This is a genomic window from Pseudomonas sp. NPDC089569, from assembly GCF_050280625.1.
Lineage (GTDB): Bacteria > Pseudomonadota > Gammaproteobacteria > Pseudomonadales > Pseudomonadaceae > Aquipseudomonas.
The window spans coordinates 1-21,319 of the sequence record NZ_JBNNVQ010000104.1; the positions used below are offsets into that span (position 1 = coordinate 1).

The 21,319-nt window shown below is 59.5% G+C and carries 17 protein-coding genes; 9 read left to right on the top strand and 8 right to left on the bottom strand.

Annotated features, from left to right (window positions below; translation table 11 throughout):
- On the bottom strand, nucleotides 1-289 hold a 289-nt coding region (rplU, locus tag ACQKP2_RS26765), incomplete at its 3' end, for a 50S ribosomal protein L21 (protein WP_427580919.1).
- A gap of 241 nt (nucleotides 290-530) precedes the next feature.
- Here rplU and ACQKP2_RS26770 point away from each other — a divergent pair.
- The 3 genes from ACQKP2_RS26770 (at nucleotide 531) to ACQKP2_RS26780 (ending at nucleotide 2,466) form a co-directional block, all read left to right on the top strand.
- Complete coding sequence (locus ACQKP2_RS26770) at nucleotides 531-1,499, top strand: polyprenyl synthetase family protein (RefSeq protein WP_427580920.1); 969 nt, start codon at nucleotides 531-533, stop codon at nucleotides 1,497-1,499.
- A 180-nt stretch (nucleotides 1,500-1,679) separates the two neighbouring features.
- A complete protein-coding gene (locus ACQKP2_RS26775; RefSeq protein ID WP_427580921.1) occupies nucleotides 1,680-2,021 on the top strand; it encodes a zinc ribbon domain-containing protein YjdM in 342 nt (113 codons plus the stop codon).
- A gap of 187 nt (nucleotides 2,022-2,208) precedes the next feature.
- Nucleotides 2,209-2,466: a hypothetical protein gene (locus tag ACQKP2_RS26780; RefSeq protein WP_427580922.1), complete on the top strand. Its 258-nt coding sequence runs from the start codon at nucleotides 2,209-2,211 to the stop codon at nucleotides 2,464-2,466.
- A gap of 135 nt (nucleotides 2,467-2,601) precedes the next feature.
- Here the strand turns inward: ACQKP2_RS26780 and ACQKP2_RS26785 are convergent, their stop codons facing one another.
- The 3 genes from ACQKP2_RS26785 to ACQKP2_RS26795 all read right to left on the bottom strand — a co-directional run bounded on the left by ACQKP2_RS26785 (nucleotide 2,602) and on the right by ACQKP2_RS26795 (nucleotide 4,270).
- A complete protein-coding gene (locus ACQKP2_RS26785; RefSeq protein WP_427580923.1) occupies nucleotides 2,602-3,219 on the bottom strand; it encodes an FKBP-type peptidyl-prolyl cis-trans isomerase in 618 nt (205 codons plus the stop codon).
- A 121-nt stretch (nucleotides 3,220-3,340) separates the two neighbouring features.
- The gene (locus tag ACQKP2_RS26790; protein WP_427580924.1) at nucleotides 3,341-3,649 is read right to left on the bottom strand and encodes a DUF6482 family protein; all 309 of its coding nucleotides are present in this window, start codon (nucleotides 3,647-3,649) and stop codon (nucleotides 3,341-3,343) included.
- A gap of 132 nt (nucleotides 3,650-3,781) precedes the next feature.
- Entirely contained in the window at nucleotides 3,782-4,270 is a 489-nt protein-coding gene (locus tag ACQKP2_RS26795) for a TIGR00645 family protein (protein WP_427580926.1), read from the bottom strand.
- Nucleotides 4,271-4,441: 171 nt separating this feature from the next.
- Between ACQKP2_RS26795 and ACQKP2_RS26800 the strand changes: the two genes are divergently transcribed.
- A complete protein-coding gene (locus tag ACQKP2_RS26800) occupies nucleotides 4,442-6,271 on the top strand; it encodes a hypothetical protein (protein WP_427580927.1) in 1,830 nt (609 codons plus the stop codon).
- 5 nt (nucleotides 6,272-6,276) lie between these two features.
- On the opposite strand, the gene ACQKP2_RS26805 is transcribed toward ACQKP2_RS26800, so the two are convergent.
- Both ACQKP2_RS26805 and ACQKP2_RS26810 read right to left on the bottom strand, forming a co-directional pair.
- On the bottom strand, nucleotides 6,277-6,618 hold the full coding sequence (locus ACQKP2_RS26805; protein WP_427580928.1) for a hypothetical protein: 342 nt from the start codon (nucleotides 6,616-6,618) through the stop codon (nucleotides 6,277-6,279).
- Between the two features lie 237 nt (nucleotides 6,619-6,855).
- Entirely contained in the window at nucleotides 6,856-9,294 is a 2,439-nt protein-coding gene (locus ACQKP2_RS26810) for a Lon protease family protein (RefSeq protein ID WP_427580929.1), read from the bottom strand.
- Between the two features lie 270 nt (nucleotides 9,295-9,564).
- Here ACQKP2_RS26810 and ACQKP2_RS26815 point away from each other — a divergent pair, with 270 nt between their 5' ends.
- The 3 genes from ACQKP2_RS26815 to ACQKP2_RS26825 all read left to right on the top strand — a co-directional run bounded on the left by ACQKP2_RS26815 (nucleotide 9,565) and on the right by ACQKP2_RS26825 (nucleotide 12,736).
- Nucleotides 9,565-10,053, top strand: a complete 489-nt coding sequence (locus ACQKP2_RS26815; protein WP_427580931.1) for a DUF3015 domain-containing protein — start codon at nucleotides 9,565-9,567, stop codon at nucleotides 10,051-10,053.
- 95 nt (nucleotides 10,054-10,148) lie between these two features.
- Entirely contained in the window at nucleotides 10,149-12,002 is a 1,854-nt protein-coding gene (locus tag ACQKP2_RS26820) for a DUF4105 domain-containing protein (RefSeq protein WP_427580933.1), read from the top strand.
- 239 nt (nucleotides 12,003-12,241) lie between these two features.
- Complete coding sequence (locus ACQKP2_RS26825; RefSeq protein WP_427580935.1) at nucleotides 12,242-12,736, top strand: GreA/GreB family elongation factor; 495 nt, start codon at nucleotides 12,242-12,244, stop codon at nucleotides 12,734-12,736.
- On the opposite strand, the gene gdhA is transcribed toward ACQKP2_RS26825, so the two are convergent.
- A complete protein-coding gene (gene gdhA / locus ACQKP2_RS26830; protein ID WP_427580936.1) occupies nucleotides 12,733-14,070 on the bottom strand; it encodes an NADP-specific glutamate dehydrogenase in 1,338 nt (445 codons plus the stop codon). The two genes, ACQKP2_RS26825 and gdhA, sit on opposite strands and share 4 nt — an antisense overlap.
- A 346-nt stretch (nucleotides 14,071-14,416) precedes the next feature.
- Entirely contained in the window at nucleotides 14,417-16,081 is a 1,665-nt protein-coding gene (gene ettA, locus ACQKP2_RS26835; protein ID WP_427580938.1) for an energy-dependent translational throttle protein EttA, read from the bottom strand.
- A 272-nt stretch (nucleotides 16,082-16,353) separates the two neighbouring features.
- Here ettA and ACQKP2_RS26840 point away from each other — a divergent pair, with 272 nt between their 5' ends.
- Nucleotides 16,354-20,202, top strand: coding sequence for an EAL domain-containing protein (locus tag ACQKP2_RS26840; RefSeq protein ID WP_427580940.1), 3,849 nt, complete (start codon nucleotides 16,354-16,356; stop codon nucleotides 20,200-20,202).
- Nucleotides 20,203-20,419: 217 nt separating this feature from the next.
- Nucleotides 20,420-21,319 (top strand): serine hydroxymethyltransferase (gene glyA, locus ACQKP2_RS26845; RefSeq protein ID WP_427580942.1); only part of this gene is annotated, 900 nt, incomplete at its 3' end.

Here is a 21,319-nt window from a genome sequence, read left to right on the forward strand (position 1 = left end):
TCACGGTGTACCACTGGCGGTGGCCCATACGCTTCATGTGATGCTTACGGCGGCGGAACTTGATGATGCGGACTTTGTCGTGACGACCTTGGGAGATCACTTCAGCCACAACGGTAGCGCCAGCAACAACTGGAGCACCGATATTCACGTCGTCGCCATTGGCAACCAACAGAACGCGATCAAAGGTAACGGATTCGCCGGTAGCGACTTCCAGTTTTTCGATCTTCAGGTATTCACCCGGGGCGACTTTGTACTGCTTGCCGCCAGTAACGATTACTGCATAAGACATGGTATTTCTCCGATAATCCTGCTCACCCAGCTCTTTATAGGAAGAGGTATTGGCTGGCATGGCTGCATGGGACTGGAAGGTCCGCTTGCAATTGCGTAAGGCAGGTGCTGCCCAGGAAGTTCAGGGTGCGCGATTGTACGCAAGCCACGAGCGCCTTGCAAGGGGCCGTCCATCGCGCCTTGACACCTGCAGACGTGGGTCCTAGCATGCCCGCGCAACCCCTCTGGAGCGACTGTCGCTGATGCAACCCCAAGCTTTCTACCGCGCGGTCGCGGACGATTTTACCGCTGTCGACGACATCATCAAGAAGCAGCTGACTTCCCGAGTGCCGCTGGTCTCCAAAATCGGCGACTACATCACCTCGGCCGGCGGCAAACGTCTTCGTCCTTTGTTAGTACTACTGTCCGGCAAGGCCCTGGGTCGCGAAGGCGATGACCTGCGCCTGCTGGCTGCGACCATCGAATTCCTGCACACCGCGACCCTGCTGCATGACGACGTGGTCGACATGTCCGGCATGCGCCGTGGCCGCTCTACCGCCAATGCCATGTGGGGCAATGCCCCAAGCGTGCTGGTGGGCGACTTCCTGTATTCGCGCTCGTTCGAAATGATGGTCGAACTGGGCTCGATGCCGGTCATGAAGATCCTTTCGCAGGCCACGCGCATCATCGCCGAAGGCGAAGTGCTGCAGCTGTCCAAGGTCCGTGACGCCAGCACCACCGAAGAAACCTACATGGAAGTCATCCGCGGCAAGACCGCGATGCTCTTCGAAGCCTCGACCCACAGTGCGGCGGCCCTGGCCGGTGCAACGCCCGAGCAGAGCGAAGCGCTGCGCACCTTCGGCGATCATCTGGGCGTGGCTTTCCAATTGGTGGACGACCTGCTGGATTACAAAGGCGACGCCGACACCCTGGGCAAGAACGTCGGTGACGATCTGGCCGAAGGCAAGCCGACGCTGCCGTTGATCTACACCATGCGTGAAGGCACCCCCGAACAGGCCGCGCTGGTGCGCAAGGCGATCCAGAAAGGCGGCATCGAAGACCTGGAAAGCATCCGTGCAGCCGTGGAAGCCTCGGGCTCGCTGGAATACACCGCCCAATTGGCCCGCGACTACGTGGCCCGTGCGATCAAATGCCTCGACGCGCTGCCGGCCAGCGAATACCGCGATGCACTGGTCGAATTGAGCGAGTTCGCAGTCGCCCGCACGCACTAAGCGACCCCCTGTAGGAGCGAGCACGCTCGCGATGGACGATAACGATAACGCAGGCATTCAGTATGCACGCGGCGTCCCAGACCTCATCGCGAGCGTGCTCGCTCCTACAGGTTCCCCCCTCCCCGCCTAAAACCCTATACAATGTGCGCTTTTTAGCGATCCTGAATCCAAGGAGCCTTAGTGAGCACGTTGCCACCCTGCCCGAAATGCAATTCCGAATACACCTATGAAGATGGCGCCCAGCTGGTCTGCCCGGAGTGTGCCCACGAATGGTCCGCCAGCGGTGACGCCGAAAGCGTGTCCGATGACGCGGTGAAAAAGGATTCGGTCGGCAATGTTCTGCAGGACGGTGACACCATCACCGTGATCAAGGACCTCAAGGTCAAAGGCACGTCGCTGGTGGTCAAGGTCGGCACCAAGGTCAAGAACATCCGACTGTGCGATGGCGATCACGACATCGACTGCAAGATCGATGGCATCGGCCCGATGAAGCTCAAATCCGAGTTCGTCAGAAAAGTCTGACTTCGCTGTATCCCATCCCGCGCACCAGGCGTGGGATGGCGCCCCTCTCCCGCCACGCGAGAGCCAAACAACAGCACTATTGACCTTGCGCAAGCCCTACCCGGAAAAACCACCATCGGGCCATTAGGTGCTTGCTATTTGACGAATAAGAATTATTCTCATCAAACCCATTCAATGGAGATGAGACATGACGTATTTGATCGATGCCTGGCTGGACCGCCCACACCCTTATCTGAGAATCCTGCATCGGGAAACCGGGGAAGTCTGTGCGGTGCTTGAAGAAGAAGCCTTGAGCGAGCTGCAGGACCAAGGCGATCTGGACCTCAATGGTTTGAATTCCAGTGAGCCGCTGGTGCTCAAGGAGATGGTGCGCAATCTTTTCCTGTTCTGCTATGCCCGGGCGTTGCGCCCGTCGGTGGATATCAACGGCAAGTTCCACCCATGAGACACCCCGCAAAACACGCCTGTAGGAGCGAGCAAGCTCGCGAAGAATTCAAGGATAACGCATTCATTCAGAATGCCTGCGTTATCGTTGACGTCCATCGCGAGCGTGCTCGCTCCTACAGGTAACCAGCGGGTCTTACAGAACGTCGAGCAGTTCGACGTCGAACACCAGAACGCTGTGCGGCGGAATGCTGCCAACGCCTTGAGCGCCGTAAGCCAGTTCGCTCGGCACGTACAGACGCCATTTGCTGCCGGCATTCATCAGTTGCAGGGCTTCGGTCCAGCCTGCGATCACGCCGCCGACCGGGAATTCCGCCGGCTGACCGCGCTCGTAGGAGCTGTCGAATACGGTGCCGTCGATCAGGGTGCCGTGGTAGTGAGTACGCACGGTGTCTTCGCGGGTTGGCTTGGCGCCTTCACCGGCAGTCAGTACTTCGAACTGCAGGCCGGAAGCCAGGGTAGTAATGCCTTCGCGCTTGGCGTTTTCAGCCAGGAAAGCCAGGCCTGCACCCGCAGCCGCTTCAGCCTTGGCCGCCGCTTCAGCCTGCATGATTTCGCGAATGACCTTGAAGCTGGCGGACATTTCTTCTTGACCCACACGGCTTGGCTGGCCGGCGAAGGCGTCGGTCAGGCCGGCCAGGATTGCTTCGAGGCTAACGCCTGGTGGCGGGTTGTCGCGCAGTTGGTCGCCCAGCTGGCGGCCAATGCCGTAGCTGACGCGGGTTTCATCGGTGGACAGATTTACTTCGGACATGACACTGCTCCGCTGTGCGGACGGCCCGGGAACTTGCCGTGCGTGCACAGCGCGCCCCGAAGCGTCCGGAACCAAAAGGGCCAGCAGACTAGCACAGTTGTCATTGCATTGATCAGGACCGTCAGCGCTGCGGCGGAGTACGGAGGTCGATCGGCACCTTCAGACTCTCCTCCAGGCCACCCAACCCGCACATTTCGTCATGTACCAGCGTATGCACCAGGTTGAAGTTCAATTTTGGAAAGGAGCGCAATACATCACGGGCATGCTCCACCGAACGCAGGTGCATCATGTGGCCATGCGTATCGCTCAAGGGATAGGCGGCGCCATGCATCCGGGCCTCCAGCAGGTAGATTCCGCCTTCCAGCGAGATCAGGTTCAGCTCATCGACCTTCCCGGCGACGGCATAAGCATTCAACTCTTGCAGGTTCATGAGCACACCTCACGCAGTGGCGAGTGATTACCACTACAGGGATATGCCTCGGCGCATCAAAGCACAAGCCAAAAACGACACCGCCCGTCTGTTTTGCAACCAGACGGGCGGTGGGGCAATCATGAGCAGTACTCAGTGCTTGGTCACTTTGTCCAGATAACCCATGGCAAAGGCCGAAACCACGAACGTCATGTGAATGATCACGTACCACATCAAATGTTCGGGATCGACGTTTTTGGCGTCCATGAAGATCCGCAGCAGGTGGATGGAAGAGATCGCCACGATGGACGCCGCGACCTTCATCTTCAGGGAAGAAGAGTCCATGGTGCCCAGCCAGTTGAGCTTTTCCTTGGTGTCATCGATGTCCAGTTGCGAAACGAAGTTTTCGTATCCGGAAATCATCACCATCACCAGCAAGCCGCCCACCAGCGCCATGTCGATCAAGGACAACAGCACCAGAATCAGGTCCGATTCGGCCATCGAAAAGACGTTGGGGATAACGTGGAAAACTTCCTGGAAGAATTTCAGCGCCAGCGCCAGCAACCCAAGGGACAGACCGAAGTAAATCGGCGCCAGAAGCCAGCGCGAGGCGTACATTGCATTTTCAACAAAGCGTTCCATTGAATCTCACACGTGAATTGGAAATCGCGGCGAGTATATCAGCCACCTGTCGATACCCAGAAGCAGCCAGAAAGCCGCCCGGAAACCCGCCACCTGCACATGTATTTCAAAGTTTTTCTGCTAGTGTCCAAATCATCGGCCGCTCTGTGAAATCGGACAGGAAGACTGGAGGTGGATGTGCGTTTGCCTTTGACCAGCGCTGGAATCTGCCTGGCCCTGCTGATGAGTGCCTGCTCGCCCGGTGACGACAAACGCCAGCCCAGCCTCGAGGAAAGAACCGCACAGTTCGAAAAATCGCTGGATGCCATCGCGGACCCCAAACTCAAAGATGCCGTTGCCGAGCTCGGCGGATCGTTGCTGCTGCTCGAACGGGCGCAACTGAAGCTCGACAGCAAACCGCTGGTGACCGAATACGGAGAAGACGCCCTCGCCGCCCTCAAGCACTACCCCACGCCGCAGGCACTGGTGGACACCTACATCAACGGCCTGTTCGTTCTGTACAAGGACTCCAGCTCCGACTATCTCACCGATCTGCAACCGGTGTTTCCTTTCAACTTCAGCATTCCGGCCTCCTTTCTTTTCCCTCACGGCCTGGAATGGCAGTCAGTCACCCTGAGCAACAAACGCGTCATCGCCTTCCAGCCGGAATGGTCGGAAACCGACCCCGGCATTCAACTGAGCCCGTCCAGTTCCAACCTGACCAACCCCGATGACCTGACCGTGACCTACCCGTTCATCGAAGGCCTCGATGTCGACATCAAGAACCAGCCCCAACCGGTCAGCCTGCAAGGCACGCTACAAGTCATTGCGCCGCGCAGGCTATACAGTTTCGACCTGACGAAAAAGGATGTCGGCCAGACCCGTACCAACGATAACTTCAGCGTTACCCTGCTGAAGCTGGGCAACAACTACGCGGAAGTCGAATTCAGTAACAGCGCGCCGCAAGCCCCGGAGGTCGGCGAAACGCCGTTGAACCCGCTGATCGTCCAGGCCAGGGACACCACCGGCCAGTATCTCTCACGCTCCGGCTCGATCAACGAAACCGCCGCCCAAATAGCCTTTTACCAGCAGCAACTGGCGAAAATGCAGCAGCAGAAAACCTGGAGCGCGGCGTTCGAACAGCAAATCGATCAGGAACAGCGCACGTTCGAGAAACAACAGACTCGCCATTACTCGAAGGTGTATTTCAACGGCCCGATCGACGCCCTGGAAGTCAGCCTGCTGGATTTCTCGGCCGTCACAGTGACCCGCAAGGATCTGAACCTGCCAGTCCGGCGCTTCGACCGCCATACCACGCAGAAAACCATCCAGCCCCTGAACTTGCCGGTGGTGGTCTATGACGACCAGACGCCGGCCTGGCTCAAAGGCGCGACACTGACCGAGGACCAACTGAAAAATGGCATCAGCATCAGCCAGTCGGTGGATGACCCAAGTGCCGCGCGCATCGAGTTCAACCACCTGCGAACCTTCAATGATGAACTGCTTGGCACCTCGTTCAATCCCGGCGAAACCCCGGTCAGCTTCTTCACCGCCGACAGCAACGGCAAGCGCGACGAGCCGATCGAACTGCCCGCGGAGGCGTATGAGGTCGATCCCCTTCGCGGCGTTATCACCTACGATTTGAACCTGTTTCCGCAAACACCGGGATACGTGGTGGGCTCGATGCCACTGTTTTTGGCCACGGTGGACAAACAGACCCTCGACACCCGCCAACTGCCCAAGGGCCTGGAGCTCAAGGGCAATGCGCTGGTGGTGGACCTGAAAGTGTTTCCCGAACAGGACTGGCGTTTTTTTGCCAAGGACGACAGCGGCAATTACCTCAAGGAAATTCTTGCGGTCAACCATGACGCGACCCTGGAAGGCCCGTCACTGTTTGCCGTGCATTACTTCTATGGACAACCCACGCGCCTGGAGACCTATCAGAGAACCGACCTCGCCACCGTGCAATATGGTTACGAGGTCAAACTCGACAAGGCCGACACTTCCAGGCTGGCCCCATAGCAGCTTCAATGTTCCGGATGAAACTCGAAGCCACCGACACTGCGGCTGCGGCCACCGTTGATTTCCCGCAACTGGGCTTGCAGGTGCAGACACCAGATTTGCGGATCATCGGCCAGTTCGTAGCCGTGCAAGGTCAGGCTTTCAACGATGGTATCGAGGATGGATTCAGCCACGAACGGGCCATGGAAAGGACCTTGGGCCTTGATGGCGGAAGGCTGTTCGCCGGCCATACCGGCGGCGAAGAGCAAGGTCCACATTCCCGTATCTCCTGCCAACGGCTTGATGGCGCATTCGATTCGGGTCACTAGACCCAGGCATTGACGTGTGAGGCAGAGGTTGCGCGACATGGCGGCGACCCTCGGTAGATCCTGTATTCAGCCTCCCCAGGGAAGCTGTTTCGATCCAGTGATGACTGTCCATCTCCTTGACCAGAGAATAGAAGAAAAGTCTGACCAGCACGTCAGTCAGAACCTAAAGGCGCCGAATGGTCATTGTGTGAAGTTTGGCGTCAGAGTGATGGCACTTTTCACCCAAATTGAAACAATTGTGGGAGCAAGCCTGCTCCCACAATTGAAGGTGTCGGGTCAGGCTGGCTTGGCCTCTGCCAGCGCCTCGACCGCCATCTCCTTCTCGGCTTCCTTGAGATCTTCCTCGCTGATCATTTCGGCGATGACCCGCAAACGCTCCACCACCCGCGCGTTGACGCTGCCTTCCGGGAACTCGCCATTCTCGTCCGGTGCGCCAGCCGGCTCACCCACCAGCAGGCTCAGCGCCTCATCGGCCTGGCGTACCGCATAGACGTGGAATTGCCCCGCACGCACCGCAGCAAGCACCTTCTCATCGAGCATCAAGGTGGCCACGTTGGCGTGCGGAATGATCGCCCCCTGTTCACCGGTCAGCCCACGGGCCTCGCAGAGACGGAAGAAACCTTCGATCTTCTCGTTGACCCCGCCTACCGCCTGTACTTCACCGAACTGGTTGATGGAACCGGTGATGGCAAAGCATTGCTTGAGCGGGGTCTTCGACAGCGCCGAAATCAGGGTGCACGCCTCGCCCAGGGACGCACTGTCGCCATCCACGTAACCGTAGGACTGTTCCAGGGCGATGCTGGCGGAAATCGCCAGAGGGAACTCCTGGGCGTAACGGCTGCCCAGATACCCGGTCAGGATCATCACCCCCTTGGAGTGGATCGGTTGCCCCAGGTTGACTTCGCGCTCGATGTCGACGATGCCGCTGCCCCCCGGATAGACCGTGGCGGAAATGCGCGCCGGTATACCGAAGGCCGAATCGCCGACTTCCAGCACCGTCAGTCCGTTGCACTTGCCAACCGCCGCGCCATCGGTATCGATCAGGATGATCCCCGCCAGCATGTCATCGAGAATTCGCGCCGACACGCGCCCGGTGCGAGTGGCCTTGGCCTTGAGCGCACGTTCGATGTGCCCGGCGTCGGTCATTTCGTCGGACGCCAGGTGGCGAATGAAGTCCGCCTCGCTGACCAGTTGGAACAGGTCGCCGATCCGCGCCGACAAACGCCCCTGATGCTCGGCCAGACGCGCGCTGTAGGTCGCCAGGCGCGCCACCGCATCGGCCGTCAAGGGCGCCATGCCTTCTTCGGAGGTCCGGGTCTTGAGCAACTGGGCGAATTGCTCCAGGCTCTCGTCGACCATCGGGATGTCTTCGTCGAAGTCCACCAGGACACGGAACATCTCCTGGAAGTCCGGATCGAGGTCCTGCAGGGTGTAATAGAGTTGGCGGGCGCCGATGATGACCACTTTGACCTGCAACGGGATGTGTTGCGGCGTCAGGGTCACAGTGGCCAGACGCCCCAACTCGCCGAGCGGCGATTCCATTTTCAGCTTGCGCGATTGCAGGGCTCGCTTGAGCGCGTCCCACACGAACGGTTCGCCGAGCATTTTTTCAGCTTCAAGAATCAGGAAGCCGCCGTTGGCCCGGTGCAGGGCACCCGGCCGCAACTGTCGATAGGTGGTGTACAGCGCCCCCTGATCGGTGCTGTATTCGATGCGCCCGAACAGGTTTTCGTACGTCGGGTGCGGTTCGAACACCACGGGGGCGCCGCCGCTGGCCGAATGCCCGACCACCAGGCTTGGCGCGTATTGTTCTTCCAGCAATTTGCGGGCGACGGCGTCGGTCTTGCTGTCATCCACCAATTGCTCGACTACGGTTTTGAGCAGATACACCTGCATGGCCTGCAGGTAGGCACAGACACCTGCGTTTTCCGCGTACTTTTCCGACAGCGGCGCAAGTAATGGCTGCAACGCCAGGGTGATGGTTTCTTCGTTGAGATGGCGCAGTTGATTGCTCGACTCGCGTTTCCATTGCGGCAGGCTCGCCAACTCTTCGTTCAGGCGCTCTTCGAGGGCCGAGATATCGTCATGGAAACGCTCGCGCTCGGCTTCCGGCAACTGGGCGAACTCCGCCTCGTCCAGCGCCTTGCCTTCACTCATTGGGGTGAATGCGATGTTGCTGCTGTCGCGGTAGAGCGCGACGTCCTTCTCCAGTGCCAGGCGTTCGATCACGTCCAGGGCGCGGTCGTAACGCTGATTGAACGCTCGATCGATGGCGCTTTTCTTTTGCTGGTAGGACGGGTGTTCGAAGACCGCCGGAAAGGTTGCCAGCAGGTTGTCGATCAAACCGTTGATGTCACCGATGAACGCTGTGGCGGTGCCCGATGGCAACTCCAGCGCGCGTGGCTCGCGCGGCTCATCGAAATTATTGACGTAGACCCAGTCGGCCGGCGTCTGCAGGCGCTTGCCTTCAGCCTTCAGGTAACGTTTGACGAAGGAGAACCGGCCAGTGCCGGGCTCGCCCATGACAAACACGTTGTAACCGGGGCGCGGCATGGCCACCCCGAACTGCAAGGCTTCGACCGCACGTTCCTGGCCAAGCACACCGCGAAAAGGCTCCAGATCATTGGTGGTAGAGAAGCTGAACTGTTCAGCGGAAAACGGACGGGTCAGCGCTTCAGGCGCAAGACGCAAGCTGGCAGCAACAGGATCAGGCATCGGGCTTCCTTACATCAGGCGGGGCAGATAACGGCATTCTGGCGCTGCCCGTACCTGACTGGCAAGGAGCGCCTCAGGCCAAAGCATAGACAAATGGAAACTCTGCTTCGATGTGATGGCAAATCACTGTTTTCAACGAATGTTTTGCAAAAAAACACGGAGTCGCCCGATCGTGCCTAAACTCCAAAATGCTCAGCTGGACCAAGCTCCGGCCTGACTGGCGCCGGAACGGGCCAACTCCTTTTGGTACGCACACAAGAGAACAAAGCTATGAAACGGATTCTTCTCGGTACTCTCTTCACCGCTGTATCCATCAACGCAATGGCCCAGGCGCCAGGCGGCCCGGATTGCGGCTGGGGCAACATGCTGTTCGAAGGTCAGCGTGGTACTCCGGCTCACTTCATGGCATCCACCACCAACGGCACGTCCGGCAACGCCACCTTCGGCATGACCTCCGGCACCAACGGTTGCGCAACCAACGCGGCCCTCACCTATGGCGGCAAATCCTGGTTTGCCATGAATGGCATGATGAACGAGCTGTCCGAAGACATGGCCAAAGGTCAGGGCGAGGCGCTCACCACCTATGCCGTTGTATTGGGCGTGGCACCGGAAGATCGCGCACACTTCGCCGCCGTCACTCACGAGCACTTCCAGCAGATTTTCAGCAAGGCTGATGTCACCGCCGAAGATGTGCATAACAACACCCTGGCCGTACTGAAGAATGACCCTCGTCTGGCCAAGTACGCCACTCAGGCTTAAGCTCGAACGCACCCCCGCTTCTTACGGGAGGCGGGTTTTGTTTTTTTGACCAGACCTGTCTGGGGTCTTTGTCTTTTCGACTCAAGTTGCCATCTATGCTCAAACGCCTTGCCTGGCTGGCGCTCTGTATCTGCGCCCCGCTGTCCGCCGCGCCGTCTATCGATCCTCAACGTTTGCAGCAACTGGCCAACGATCCTTTCTGGATCTCCCTCGGTCATTACGAAACCGCCAAACTCGGTGGCTGGCGCAGCTATGTCAGTGACAGGAAGTTTTTCCTCGCCAGCGACGGCAACCAACACCCGGACCGCGAACTGGCGGCCACGGTGCAGGCGCTGTACGCCCCGGCCAGTGCCGGTGAACAGCACGCACAATGCGTCTACCCGGCACGTACCCGCTGGTTGAAAGAACAGCTGAACCTGAGTGATCTGCCGGCGCCTGATTGCAACGAATTCAAGCAATGGTTCAAGGACGTCTCGCCCCACAGCGCCGTGATGATTTTCCCGGCGGCCTACCTGAACAGTCCGTCGTCGATGTTCGGTCATACCCTTCTGCGCATCGATCAGGCGGGTGCACAAAGCGACAAGACATCGCTGCTCAGCTATGCAATCAACTTCGGCGCCTACATCGAAGGCTCGGACAACAGCATTCTCTACGCCTGGAAAGGCTTGATGGGGGGCTACCCGGGCTTGTTCGCGCTGGTGCCCTACCAGGAAAAACTCTCGGAATACCGTAGCCTGGAAAACCGCGACCTGTGGGAGTACCGCCTGAACCTGACCCCACAGGAAACCGCGCGCATGGTCGAGCACGTCTGGGAGCTGAAGCAGATCAAGTTCGACTATTTTTTCTTCGACGAGAACTGCTCCTATCGCCTGCTGGAGCTGCTGCAAGTCGCCCGGCCCAACCTGCGCCTGACCGAACAGTTTCCACTGACCGCCATTCCAACCGACACCGTCAAGGCCGTGAAGGACGCAGGCCTGGTGGAGTCCATTCAATATCGCCCGTCTCGCGAGCGTGAATTGCTCAGCCGTGCCGAGCCATTGACCGAAGAGGAACAACAGTGGGTGCTGAAAGTCAGTGCCGACCAGGCACAACTGCAGGCGCCGCAATTCAAGGCACAGCCACGCGAACGCCAGGCGCTGATCATCGATGCCGCGTACCGCCTGGAGCGCTATCGCGCCAACGGTCAGGAGCGTGACCCGCAGCGCGCGCAGCGCAGCTTCGAGCTGCTGCGGGCGATCAACCAGAACCCTGCGCCGGAACTGGATATCCCGCAACCCGGCCTCCCCGAAGACGGCCATGAATCACGCACCTGGCAGGCCGGCCTCGGTACCCGTGGTGACCGGGCGTTCGGTGAGTATGGGCTGCGCATGGCCTATCACGATCTCAACGACAACGCCGAGAGCTTCCCCCTGGGTGCGCAAATCGAAATCCTGCAATTGAAGCTGCGCCAATACGAAGGCAATGACTGGCAGGTGCAACAACTGGACCTGGCGACCATTCGCTCCCTGACGCCGCGCAACGAATTGCTGCAGCCCCTTTCCTGGCAAGTCACCGGTGGCCTGGAGCGGGTGCCGGGCAAACATGACGATGAAGTCCTGGTCAGCCACGTCAATGGCGGTGGCGGCGGGACCTGGCAACTGGCCGACGATCTGCTGGGCTTTGCCCTGGGCACCGTGCGTGTGGAACACAACAACGACTTCGCCGGGTTCATCGCCCCGGCAGCAGGCTTCAACACAGGCCTGCTGTGGAAAAACCCGCTGGGCAACCTCAGCCTGGAAACCCGGGGAGATTTTTTCACCAATGGCGAAGTACGCCGCAGCTTGAGCCTGAATCAACAGTGGGAGTTGTCGCGCAACCTGGGCTTGCGCCTGACTGCCCAGCGTGAATTCAGCCACCTGGCCACCCCCGAGAACGAAGTGATGCTTGAGGTGAAGTGGTATCACTACTGATGGATTTTTCACCGCCATTGCACAAACGCCCGGTCAATACGCTCCTAGACTTTCCCTGTAGGGCCTCAGAAAAATCAGGTAATGGGCAAAAGCGAGGGCTATCGCAATAGCCATTGGGACGCGCTGCGAACAGGTATGGCAGCAGCAAACCCGAAACTGTCGTTCGAACAGGTCGCTCACAGACATTCACCGAATTTGAAAGCCTGCAACCATTGGCCAACTTCTATCGGGAGAAAACCGTGAGCCGCGCTTTCGTCAATGAAGATAATGCCGCCGCGCAGACCGATCAGCCGGTCGAGCGGCACGTCAGTGCACAGCCCAATTACGTCACCCGTGAAGGGCTGAACCTGCTGGAAAACAAGGTGGACGAGTTACAAAGCCTGCATAACGAACAAGCGGCACTCGGTGATCAGGCTGACAAACAGCTGCTGGTCAACCTTGAACGCGATTTACGTTACTACCATCAACGCCTGCAAAGTGCCCAGCTCGTGCCACCGGCAACGTCAACCAGAAAGGTACAGATTGGCAGCTGGGTCACCTATGCCGATGAACACGGCACCGAGCGTCGCGTGCAATTGGTCGGTGAAGACCAGGCCGTTGCCGCCAAAGGCTTGATCAACTGGAGTTCACCTCTGGGCCGGGCGTTGCTCGGGGCACAACTGGGTGACGAAGTGCTGTGGCAACGTCCGGCCGGCGATCAATTGATCGAGGTCATCCGTATCGAACCGGCTTAAACCACGCCCTGGGCGAGCATGGCATCGGCAACCTTGACGAAGCCGGCGATGTTCGCCCCCTTGACGTAGTTGACCCGACCATTCTCTTCGCCGTAATGCACGCAGGCGTGGTGAATGGACTGCATGATTGCGTGCAGCTTGCTGTCCACTTCACCACCGCTCCACAGCAGGCGCATGGCGTTTTGCGACATTTCCAACCCGCTCACGGCAACCCCGCCGGCGTTTGAGGCCTTGCCAGGCGCGAACAGAATCCCTGCCTCGATAAACAGGTCCACCGCCTCAAGCGTGGTCGGCATGTTGGCGCCTTCGGCAACGCAAACGCATCCGTTGCGAAGCAAGGCACGGGCGGCATCGGCATCCAATTCGTTTTGTGTGGCGCACGGTAACGCAATGTCGCAACTCAAACCCCACGGACGCTGGCCGGCGAGGAACTCCAGCCCAAAGCGGCCAGCCAACTCGCTGATACGCCCGCGCTGGACGTTTTTGAGCTCCATCAAGGCTTGCCATTGCACTTCGGTCAAACCGCTTTCGCAGTACAGCGTGCCCTCGGAGTCCGACAGCGAAATCACTTTGCCGCCCAGGTCCATCACTTTGCGTGCCGCATACTGCGCGACGTTACCGGAGCCGGAGATGGCCACTCGCTTGCCTTCAACCGTCAGGTCCCGACGCTTGAGCATTTCCTCGGCGAAATAGACACAACCGAAACCGGTAGCTTCCGGGCGAATCAGGCTGCCGCCGTAACTCGGTCCTTTGCCGGTCAACACACTGGTGAACTGGTTGCTCAGGCGCTTGTACTGGCCAAACAGGAAGCCGATTTCGCGAGCACCAACGCCAATGTCCCCGGCGGGCACATCGACATCGGCACCGATATGGCGGTACAGCTCGCTCATGAACGCCTGGCAGAAGCGCATGACCTCGGCGTCGCTCTTGCCCTTGGGATCGAAGTCCGAACCACCCTTGCCGCCCCCCATGGGCAGGGACGTGAGCGAGTTCTTGAAGGTCTGTTCGAAAGCGAGAAACTTCAGTACGCCCAAGTTCACCGAAGGATGGAAACGCAACCCACCCTTGTAGGGACCAATGGCGCTGTTCATCTGGATGCGAAAGCCGCGATTGACCTGCACCTTGCCGTGATCGTCGACCCACGACACACGGAACACCACCGCGCGCTCCGGCTCACAGATACGCTCCAGAATTCCTGACGCCAGATAATGCGGATTGGCTTCGAGAAATGGCCACAGACTGCGCAAGACTTCTTCGACGGCCTGATGAAATTCGGGTTGATCCGGATCGCGCCTTTTCAGGCGGGCCAGGAAGGATTCGACGGATTCGATCATGGAAAAAAGTCTCGGCAAATGATTGTCGTTGGAGGAGATTGCGCCGGACTGTAACAAACGATTCGTGCACTGGAACAGCGCAAAATGTCGCATTAATGAAATTAAATGGTGCGGATTGTATAAATTTACGCCCTGATCGCGAGGCATACGCACCATAACGGGGATTAGCAATTCAGGTTTTGCACCATCAGGTAAACCGCCTTCGCGGGCAAGCCTCGCTCCTACGAGGGGCATGCGATCGACCGTAGGAGCGAAGCTTGCTCGCGAAGGCCGCACCGCGGTGCAACTGAAAAACGCAAAAAAAAACGGAGCCCGAAGGCTCCGCTTTCATGCAACCGACCTGATATCAGGCCAGCTTCTTGTGACGTACCCGGTGTGGCTGGGCAGCCGCTTCGCCCAGGCGCTTCTTGCGATCGGCTTCGTACTCGGTGTAGTTGCCTTCGAAGAACACGGCCTGCGAATCGTCTTCGTACGCCAGGATGTGGGTCGCGACGCGGTCAAGGAACCACCGGTCGTGGGAGATCACAATGGCGGCGCCCGGGAAGTCGAGCAAGGCTTCTTCCAGGGAACGCAGGGTTTCGACGTCGAGGTCGTTGGACGGTTCGTCGAGCAGCAGGACGTTGCCGCCCTCCTTCAGGGTCAGGGCCAGGTGCAAGCGACCGCGCTCACCGCCGGACAGATCCTTGACGAACTTCTGCTGGTCGCCACCCTTGAAGTTGAAACGACCGACATAAGTACGCGACGGGATCTCGTAGCTGCCGATGCGGATCTGGTCGGAACCGTCGGAAATTTGCTGGAACACGGTCTTGCTGCCGTCCAGGTCCTCGCGGCTCTGATCGACGCAAGCCAGTTGCACGGTTTCGCCGACTTCGATGGTGCCCGAATCCGGGGTTTCCTTGCCCATCAGCATACGGAACAGCGTGGATTTACCCGCACCGTTACCACCGATCACACCGACGATAGCGCCTTTTGGCATGGAGAACGACAGGTTGTCGATCAACACGCGATCGCCGTAGCCCTTGGTGACGTTCTTGAATTCGATGACCTTGTCGCCCAGGCGCGGACCGGCCGGGATGTAGATCTCGTTGGTTTCGCTGCGCTTCTGGAATTCCTGCGATTGCATTTCTTCGAAGCGTTGCAGACGAGCCTTGGATTTCGACTGGCGGGCCTTGGCGCCTTTGCGCACCCACTCCAGTTCTTCCTTCATGGCTTTTTCATGGGCCGACTGCTGCTTGGATTCCTGGGCCAGACGCTCGGACTTGGCTTCCAGCCAGCCCGAGTAGTTGCCCTCGTAAGGAATGCCCGCGCCGCGGTCGAGTTCCAGAATCCAGCCGGCGACGTTGTCCAGGAAGTAACGGTCGTGCGTGATCGCGACCACGGTGCCCGGGAAGTCGTGCAGGAAGTGCTCCAGCCAGGCCACCGAGTCGGCGTCCAGGTGGTTGGTCGGTTCGTCGAGCAGCAGCATGTCAGGGGCCGACAGCAGCAGGCGGCACAGGGCCACGCGACGCTTCTCACCACCGGACAGGTGTTCGACCTTGGCATCCCAGGCCGGCAGACGCAGCGCGTCGGCGGCGACTTCCAGCTGGCGCTCCAGGTTGTGGCCGTCGCCCGCTTGCAGGATCGCTTCGAGCTTGGCCTGCTCGGCGGCCAGTTTGTCGAAGTCGGCATCCGGGTCGGCGTAGGCGGCATACACCTCGTCCAGGCGCGCTTGCGCGTCCTTGATCACGCTGACCGCTTCCTCGACCACTTCACGCACAGTCTTGGTCGGATCCAGTACAGGTTCCTGCGGCAGGTAACCGATGTTCAGGTCGGGCATCGGGCGGGCTTCGCCGTCGAACTCGGTGTCGACACCCGCCATGATTTTCAGCAGCGTGGACTTACCCGAACCGTTGAGGCCGAGCACGCCGATCTTGGCGCCGGGGAAGAACGACAAGGAGATGTTTTTCAGGATTTCCCGCTTCGGCGGAACAACTTTGCCCAGCCGATGCATGGTGAATACGTATTGAGCCATGGAGAACCTAGGGTCAGTGACTGATGAATGAATGAGGCGCAGGCGATGCGCGTCGCCTGACTGAAGCTTTCAATAGGATGTGCGCGCTGAAAAAGCCTGATTTCAGGAGCTGGACCGCTCCCGCGTAACTGGCAAAGCTACCTCAATGGCGAGAGGCAGTCCAGCCGAGCGGGACTGGCACTTTGCCACAAGTCAAGGCATGCTAGCCGCCCTTCGGGCGTCCGGCTTATAGTGCACGTCGCGCCAGTCCAGCCCAACCGCAGGATTACAGTTTGTCCAACGTCCCTCCGCCCCTGACTACGCGTGCGCCGACTGCAGCGCCCGGCTCGCCCCTGCGCGGAACACTGAAAGGCGCGCTGGCGACCTTCGTCCTGGTGCTGCTTGCGCTGATGTTCTGGCAGCTGCTGGACCAATTGCGCGAAACCCGGAAAAACCAGCGCCAATACACCATCGACTACACGGCCGACCTTGCCGCGCAGGCCAGCCTGAACATGGCGCTCAACGCGCAGATCGCGCTTAACCTGCTACCGATCGTCGAGCAGCCGCAAAGTGCCGACGAACAGCAGGAACTGGTGCGCAAGCTGCAGAAGTCGTTGCCCGACCTGACCAGCCTTGCCTTGCTCAGCCCTTCCGGACTCATCCTCGCCGACAGCACATCCAATAGCGAAGACGCCGACTACCTGGGCGAACTGGTCCGGCGCAGTCGCGCCCAACCCCATTACTTCAGCAACGCCATCGACGGCTCGGTGGTGTATCTGCTGCTGCATCAGGCCAGCGGCAGTACCCGCGGTTACTGGGCCTTGCGCCTGAAGCCGACGTTTTTCACGTCCCTGACCAAATTGAATGAGGGCCTGGGCCGCCCGCAGTGGCTGGTGGAGAACCGTTTCAATCATCAGATCATCAGCCGGGATGAGGCGCTGCCACAGGTCAATCCGGGCATGCTGACCGAGGACGATCTGAGCAATAGCGTACTGACGGTTCCCCTGAGCAGCAGCGATTGGCAGTTGCGCGGTCTGTTCGATCGCCAGCGTGTACTTGAGGAGCTGCTGCCGGCGTTTATCGGCAAGTGCCTGCTGGGCCTGGCCTTCTCCATGCTGCCGTTCATCGTTCTGTTGAACATGCGCCGTCGCCAGCGCCAGTTGCATGAGGGGCGCCGTCGCTATCAGGAAATATTCGAAGGTACGGGTGTCGCACTGTGTGTGCTCGACATGTACGAGCTCAAGAACACCCTCGACAAAACCCGATTGCACAGTGACGAGCAATTGCAAGAGTGCCTGGAGAACCCGGAGCAACGTCGGCAATGGCTGCAGATGCTGCGCATTACCGAGGTCAATCAGGTCGCCCTGCAACTGCTCAACGTCAATACCTCCGGGCAAGCCTGGGCGCTGCTGATCGGTGGCAGCCCTCTGGATGCCGGCGTCATCGGCAGTCATGTGCTGGAAGCATTGCGCAATCAGCAGAAAAAGCTTGAGCTGGAAATCAAGCTTCAGGACGCCGCCGGACGCGAAAAGCATCTGTGGCTGGTACTGCGCCTGCCGGAAAGCCCGGAAGGCTACAAAGCGGTCATCCTGAGCATCACTGATATCACCAGTCGCAAGCTCATCGAGTTGTCGCTGCAGGAGCGCGAAAGCTTCTGGTCAGACGTGGTGCGCACCGTACCCGATCACCTCTACGTACAGGATGTGATCAGCCAGCGCATGATTTACAGCAACCACCACCTGGGCCAGACCCTGGGCTACAACCGGCCCGAGCTGCACCAGATGGGCGAATACTTCTGGGAAATCCTGCTGCACCCGGACGATGCCGACTATTACCATCGTTCACGCCAGATCCAGCGTCTGGATGGCTACAGCCAGTTGATGCAATGCCAGCTGCGCTTCCGGCATCGCAATGGTCAATGGCGGCGCTTCGACATTCGCGAGCAGGCGCTGGCACGGGACAAACACGACCAGGTGACCCGCATCGTCGGCGTAGCCAAGGATGTCACCGAACAGATCGAAGCCAGCGAGTCCCTGCGCGATAGCGAGCAACGCTACCGGATGCTCGCCGAAAGCATCAGCGACGTGATCTTCTCCACCGATAATCGCATGTCGCTCAACTACGTCAGCCCATCGGTGCAAACCGTGCTGGGCTACGACGCCGAATGGATATTCCAGAACGGTTGGCAATCGATCATCGCCAACCCGCAGCAGCTCACCGGCATCTACCAACTGATGGAGCGGGTCAGCAACGCGCTGGATCAGCCCGAGCAACTGGCGCTGTTGCGCAGCCAGGGGCAAACCCAGATGTTCCTGTTCGACTGCCTGCGGGCCGACGGGCGCAAGATTCCTATCGAACTGCGGCTGGTGCTGGTCTGGGACCAGCACGGTGCATTCGAGGGTGTATTGGGCGTCGGTCGCGACATCAGTCAGCAACGTCGTGCCGAAAAAGATCTGCGCATGGCCGCCACGGTTTTCGAGCACTCGACCTCGGCGATTCTGATCACCGACCCGGCAGGCTATATCGTCCAGGCGAATGAAGCCTTCAGCCGGGTCAGCGGTTATGCCGTGGAACAGGTACTCGATCAGTTGCCGAACATGCTGACCGTCGACGAGCAACAGGAAGCCCATCTGCGTTACGTGCTCAAACAGCTGAACCAGAACAGCACCTGGGAAGGCGAAGTCTGGCTCAAACGCCGCAATGGCGAGCATTACCCGGCCTGGGTCGGCATTACCGCCGTATTCGACGATGAAGGCGACCTGGCCAGTTACGTGTGCTTTTTCAGTGACATCAGCGAACGCAAGGCCAGTGAGCAGCGGATTCATCGCCTGGCCTATTACGATGCGCTGACGCACCTGCCCAACCGCTCGCTGTTCCAGGACCGCCTGCACACCGCGCTGCAGGCGGCCGAACGGCAGAAGTCCTGGGTCGTGCTGATGTTCCTCGACCTGGACCGGTTCAAGCCGATCAACGACTCCCTGGGGCACGCCGCCGGCGACCGCATGCTCAAGGAAATGGCCACCCGACTGCTTGGCTGCGTCAACGATGACGACACCGTGGCACGCATGGGCGGCGACGAATTCACCCTCCTGCTGCAACCCCGCGCCAACCGTGAAATTGCCTTGAACCGGGCCATTCACGTGGCGGAGCAGATCCTGGCCAGCCTGGTGAAACCTTTCGTACTCGAAGGCCGCGAGTTTTTTGTCACGGCCAGTATCGGCATCGCCCTGAGCCCTCAGGATGGCAACGAACTCAGCCAACTGATGAAAAACGCCGACACCGCGATGTACCACGCCAAGGAGCGCGGCAAGAACAACTTCCAGTTCTACCAGGCGGACATGAACGCCAGTGCCCTGGAACGCCTGGAACTGGAAAGCGACTTGCGCCATGCCCTGGAACAGAACGAGTTCGTGCTCTATTACCAGCCGCAGTTCAGCGGTGACGGCAAACGCCTGACCGGCGCCGAAGCCCTGTTGCGCTGGCGTCATCCACGCCGAGGGCTGGTGCCGCCGGGCGACTTCATACCGGTGCTTGAAGAGCTGGGCCTGGTGGTCGATGCAGGCGACTGGGTCATCAGCGAAGCCTGCCGCCAGCTCAAGGCCTGGCATCAGGCCAAAATGCGAGTGCCCAAGGTGTCGGTCAACATTTCGGCGCGGCAGTTCTCCGATGGTCAGCTGGGCACACGCATAGCGACCATCCTCAAGGACACGGGCCTGCCTCCGGCGTGTCTGGAGCTTGAGCTGACCGAAAGTATCCTGATGCGCGAAGTCAGCGAGGCGATGCAGATTCTCGATGGCCTGAAGAACCTCGGCCTGAGTATTGCGGTCGATGACTTCGGTACAGGTTACTCGTCACTGAACTACCTCAAGCAGTTCCCAATCGACGTACTGAAAATCGACCGTACTTTCGTCGATGGCTTGCCGTCCGGCGAACAGGATGCGCAGATTGCCCGGGCGATCATCGCCATGGCCCACAGCCTCAACCTGGCGGTGATCGCCGAAGGCGTGGAAACCCACGAACAACTCGACTTCCTGCGCGAACACGGATGCGACGAGGTTCAGGGTTACCTGTTTGGCCGCCCGATGCAGGCCGACAGGTTCGAAGCGCATTTCAGCAATGATGCGCTCTTCCTGTTCGACTGAGATTCCGTTGCGTGGCCATCGCGAGCAGGCTCGCTCCCACAATTTGGAATGCACTCCCCTGTGGGAGCGAGCCTGCTCGCGATGGGGCCGGCACAAACACCGCCTGTTCGCCCATGAAGGCCACTTGTCCGCGACATGATGTCCTTTCATATGCCTTCCAAAACCCGTTGGGGTAGAATGCCCCCCTTTTCCGCCCCACCGATCCTTGAGGACCGCCATGTTCAGCCGTGATTTGACTATTGCCAAGTACGACGCCGATCTCTTTGCCGCCATGGAGCAAGAAGCCCAGCGCCAGGAAGAGCACATTGAGCTGATCGCTTCGGAAAACTACACCAGCCCTGCGGTGATGGAAGCTCAAGGCTCGGTACTGACCAACAAGTACGCCGAAGGCTACCCGGGCAAGCGCTACTACGGTGGTTGCGAGTACGTCGACGTCGTCGAGCAACTGGCCATTGATCGTGCCAAGGAGCTGTTCGGCGCCGATTACGCCAACGTCCAGCCGCACGCCGGTTCGCAAGCCAACAGCGCTGTCTACCTGGCCCTGCTGTCGGCCGGCGACACCATCCTGGGCATGAGCCTGGCCCACGGTGGTCACCTGACCCACGGTGCCAGCGTTTCGTCCTCCGGCAAGCTGTACAACGCCATCCAGTACGGCATCGACGCCAACGGCCTGATCGACTACGACGAAGTCGAGCGCCTGGCAGTCGAGCACAAGCCGAAAATGATCGTGGCCGGCTTCTCGGCTTACTCGCAAGTACTGGACTTCGCACGTTTCCGCGCGATCGCCGACAAGGTTGGCGCCTACCTGTTCGTCGACATGGCCCACGTGGCTGGCCTGGTCGCCGCTGGCGTCTACCCGAACCCGGTTCCATTCGCCGACGTCGTGACCACCACCACCCACAAGACCCTGCGCGGTCCACGTGGCGGCCTGATCCTGGCTCGCGCCAATGCCGACATCGAGAAGAAGCTGAACTCCGCGGTATTCCCGGGCGCCCAAGGTGGCCCGCTGGAGCACGTGATCGCCGCCAAGGCAATCTGCTTCAAGGAAGCACTGCAGCCTGAGTTCAAGGCTTATCAGCAACAAGTGGTGAAAAACGCCAAGGCCATGGCCGGTGTG

Bases quoted from the DNA above. Each gene is read 5' to 3' on its own strand.
- ACQKP2_RS26815 (WP_427580931.1), top strand. From the start codon at position 9,565: ATGAAACGGATTCTTCTCGGTACTCTCTTCACCGCTGTATCCATCAAC.
- gdhA (WP_427580936.1), bottom strand. From the start codon at position 14,070: ATGATCGAATCCGTCGAATCCTTCCTGGCCCGCCTGAAAAGGCGCGAT.
- ettA (WP_427580938.1), bottom strand. From the start codon at position 16,081: ATGGCTCAATACGTATTCACCATGCATCGGCTGGGCAAAGTTGTTCCG.
- ACQKP2_RS26805 (WP_427580928.1), bottom strand. From the start codon at position 6,618: ATGTCGCGCAACCTCTGCCTCACACGTCAATGCCTGGGTCTAGTGACC.
- ACQKP2_RS26820 (WP_427580933.1), top strand. From the start codon at position 10,149: ATGCTCAAACGCCTTGCCTGGCTGGCGCTCTGTATCTGCGCCCCGCTG.
- ACQKP2_RS26790 (WP_427580924.1), bottom strand. From the start codon at position 3,649: ATGAACCTGCAAGAGTTGAATGCTTATGCCGTCGCCGGGAAGGTCGAT.
- ACQKP2_RS26770 (WP_427580920.1), top strand. From the start codon at position 531: ATGCAACCCCAAGCTTTCTACCGCGCGGTCGCGGACGATTTTACCGCT.
- ACQKP2_RS26810 (WP_427580929.1), bottom strand. From the start codon at position 9,294: ATGCCTGATCCTGTTGCTGCCAGCTTGCGTCTTGCGCCTGAAGCGCTG.
- ACQKP2_RS26795 (WP_427580926.1), bottom strand. From the start codon at position 4,270: ATGGAACGCTTTGTTGAAAATGCAATGTACGCCTCGCGCTGGCTTCTG.
- ACQKP2_RS26780 (WP_427580922.1), top strand. From the start codon at position 2,209: ATGACGTATTTGATCGATGCCTGGCTGGACCGCCCACACCCTTATCTG.
- ACQKP2_RS26785 (WP_427580923.1), bottom strand. From the start codon at position 3,219: ATGTCCGAAGTAAATCTGTCCACCGATGAAACCCGCGTCAGCTACGGC.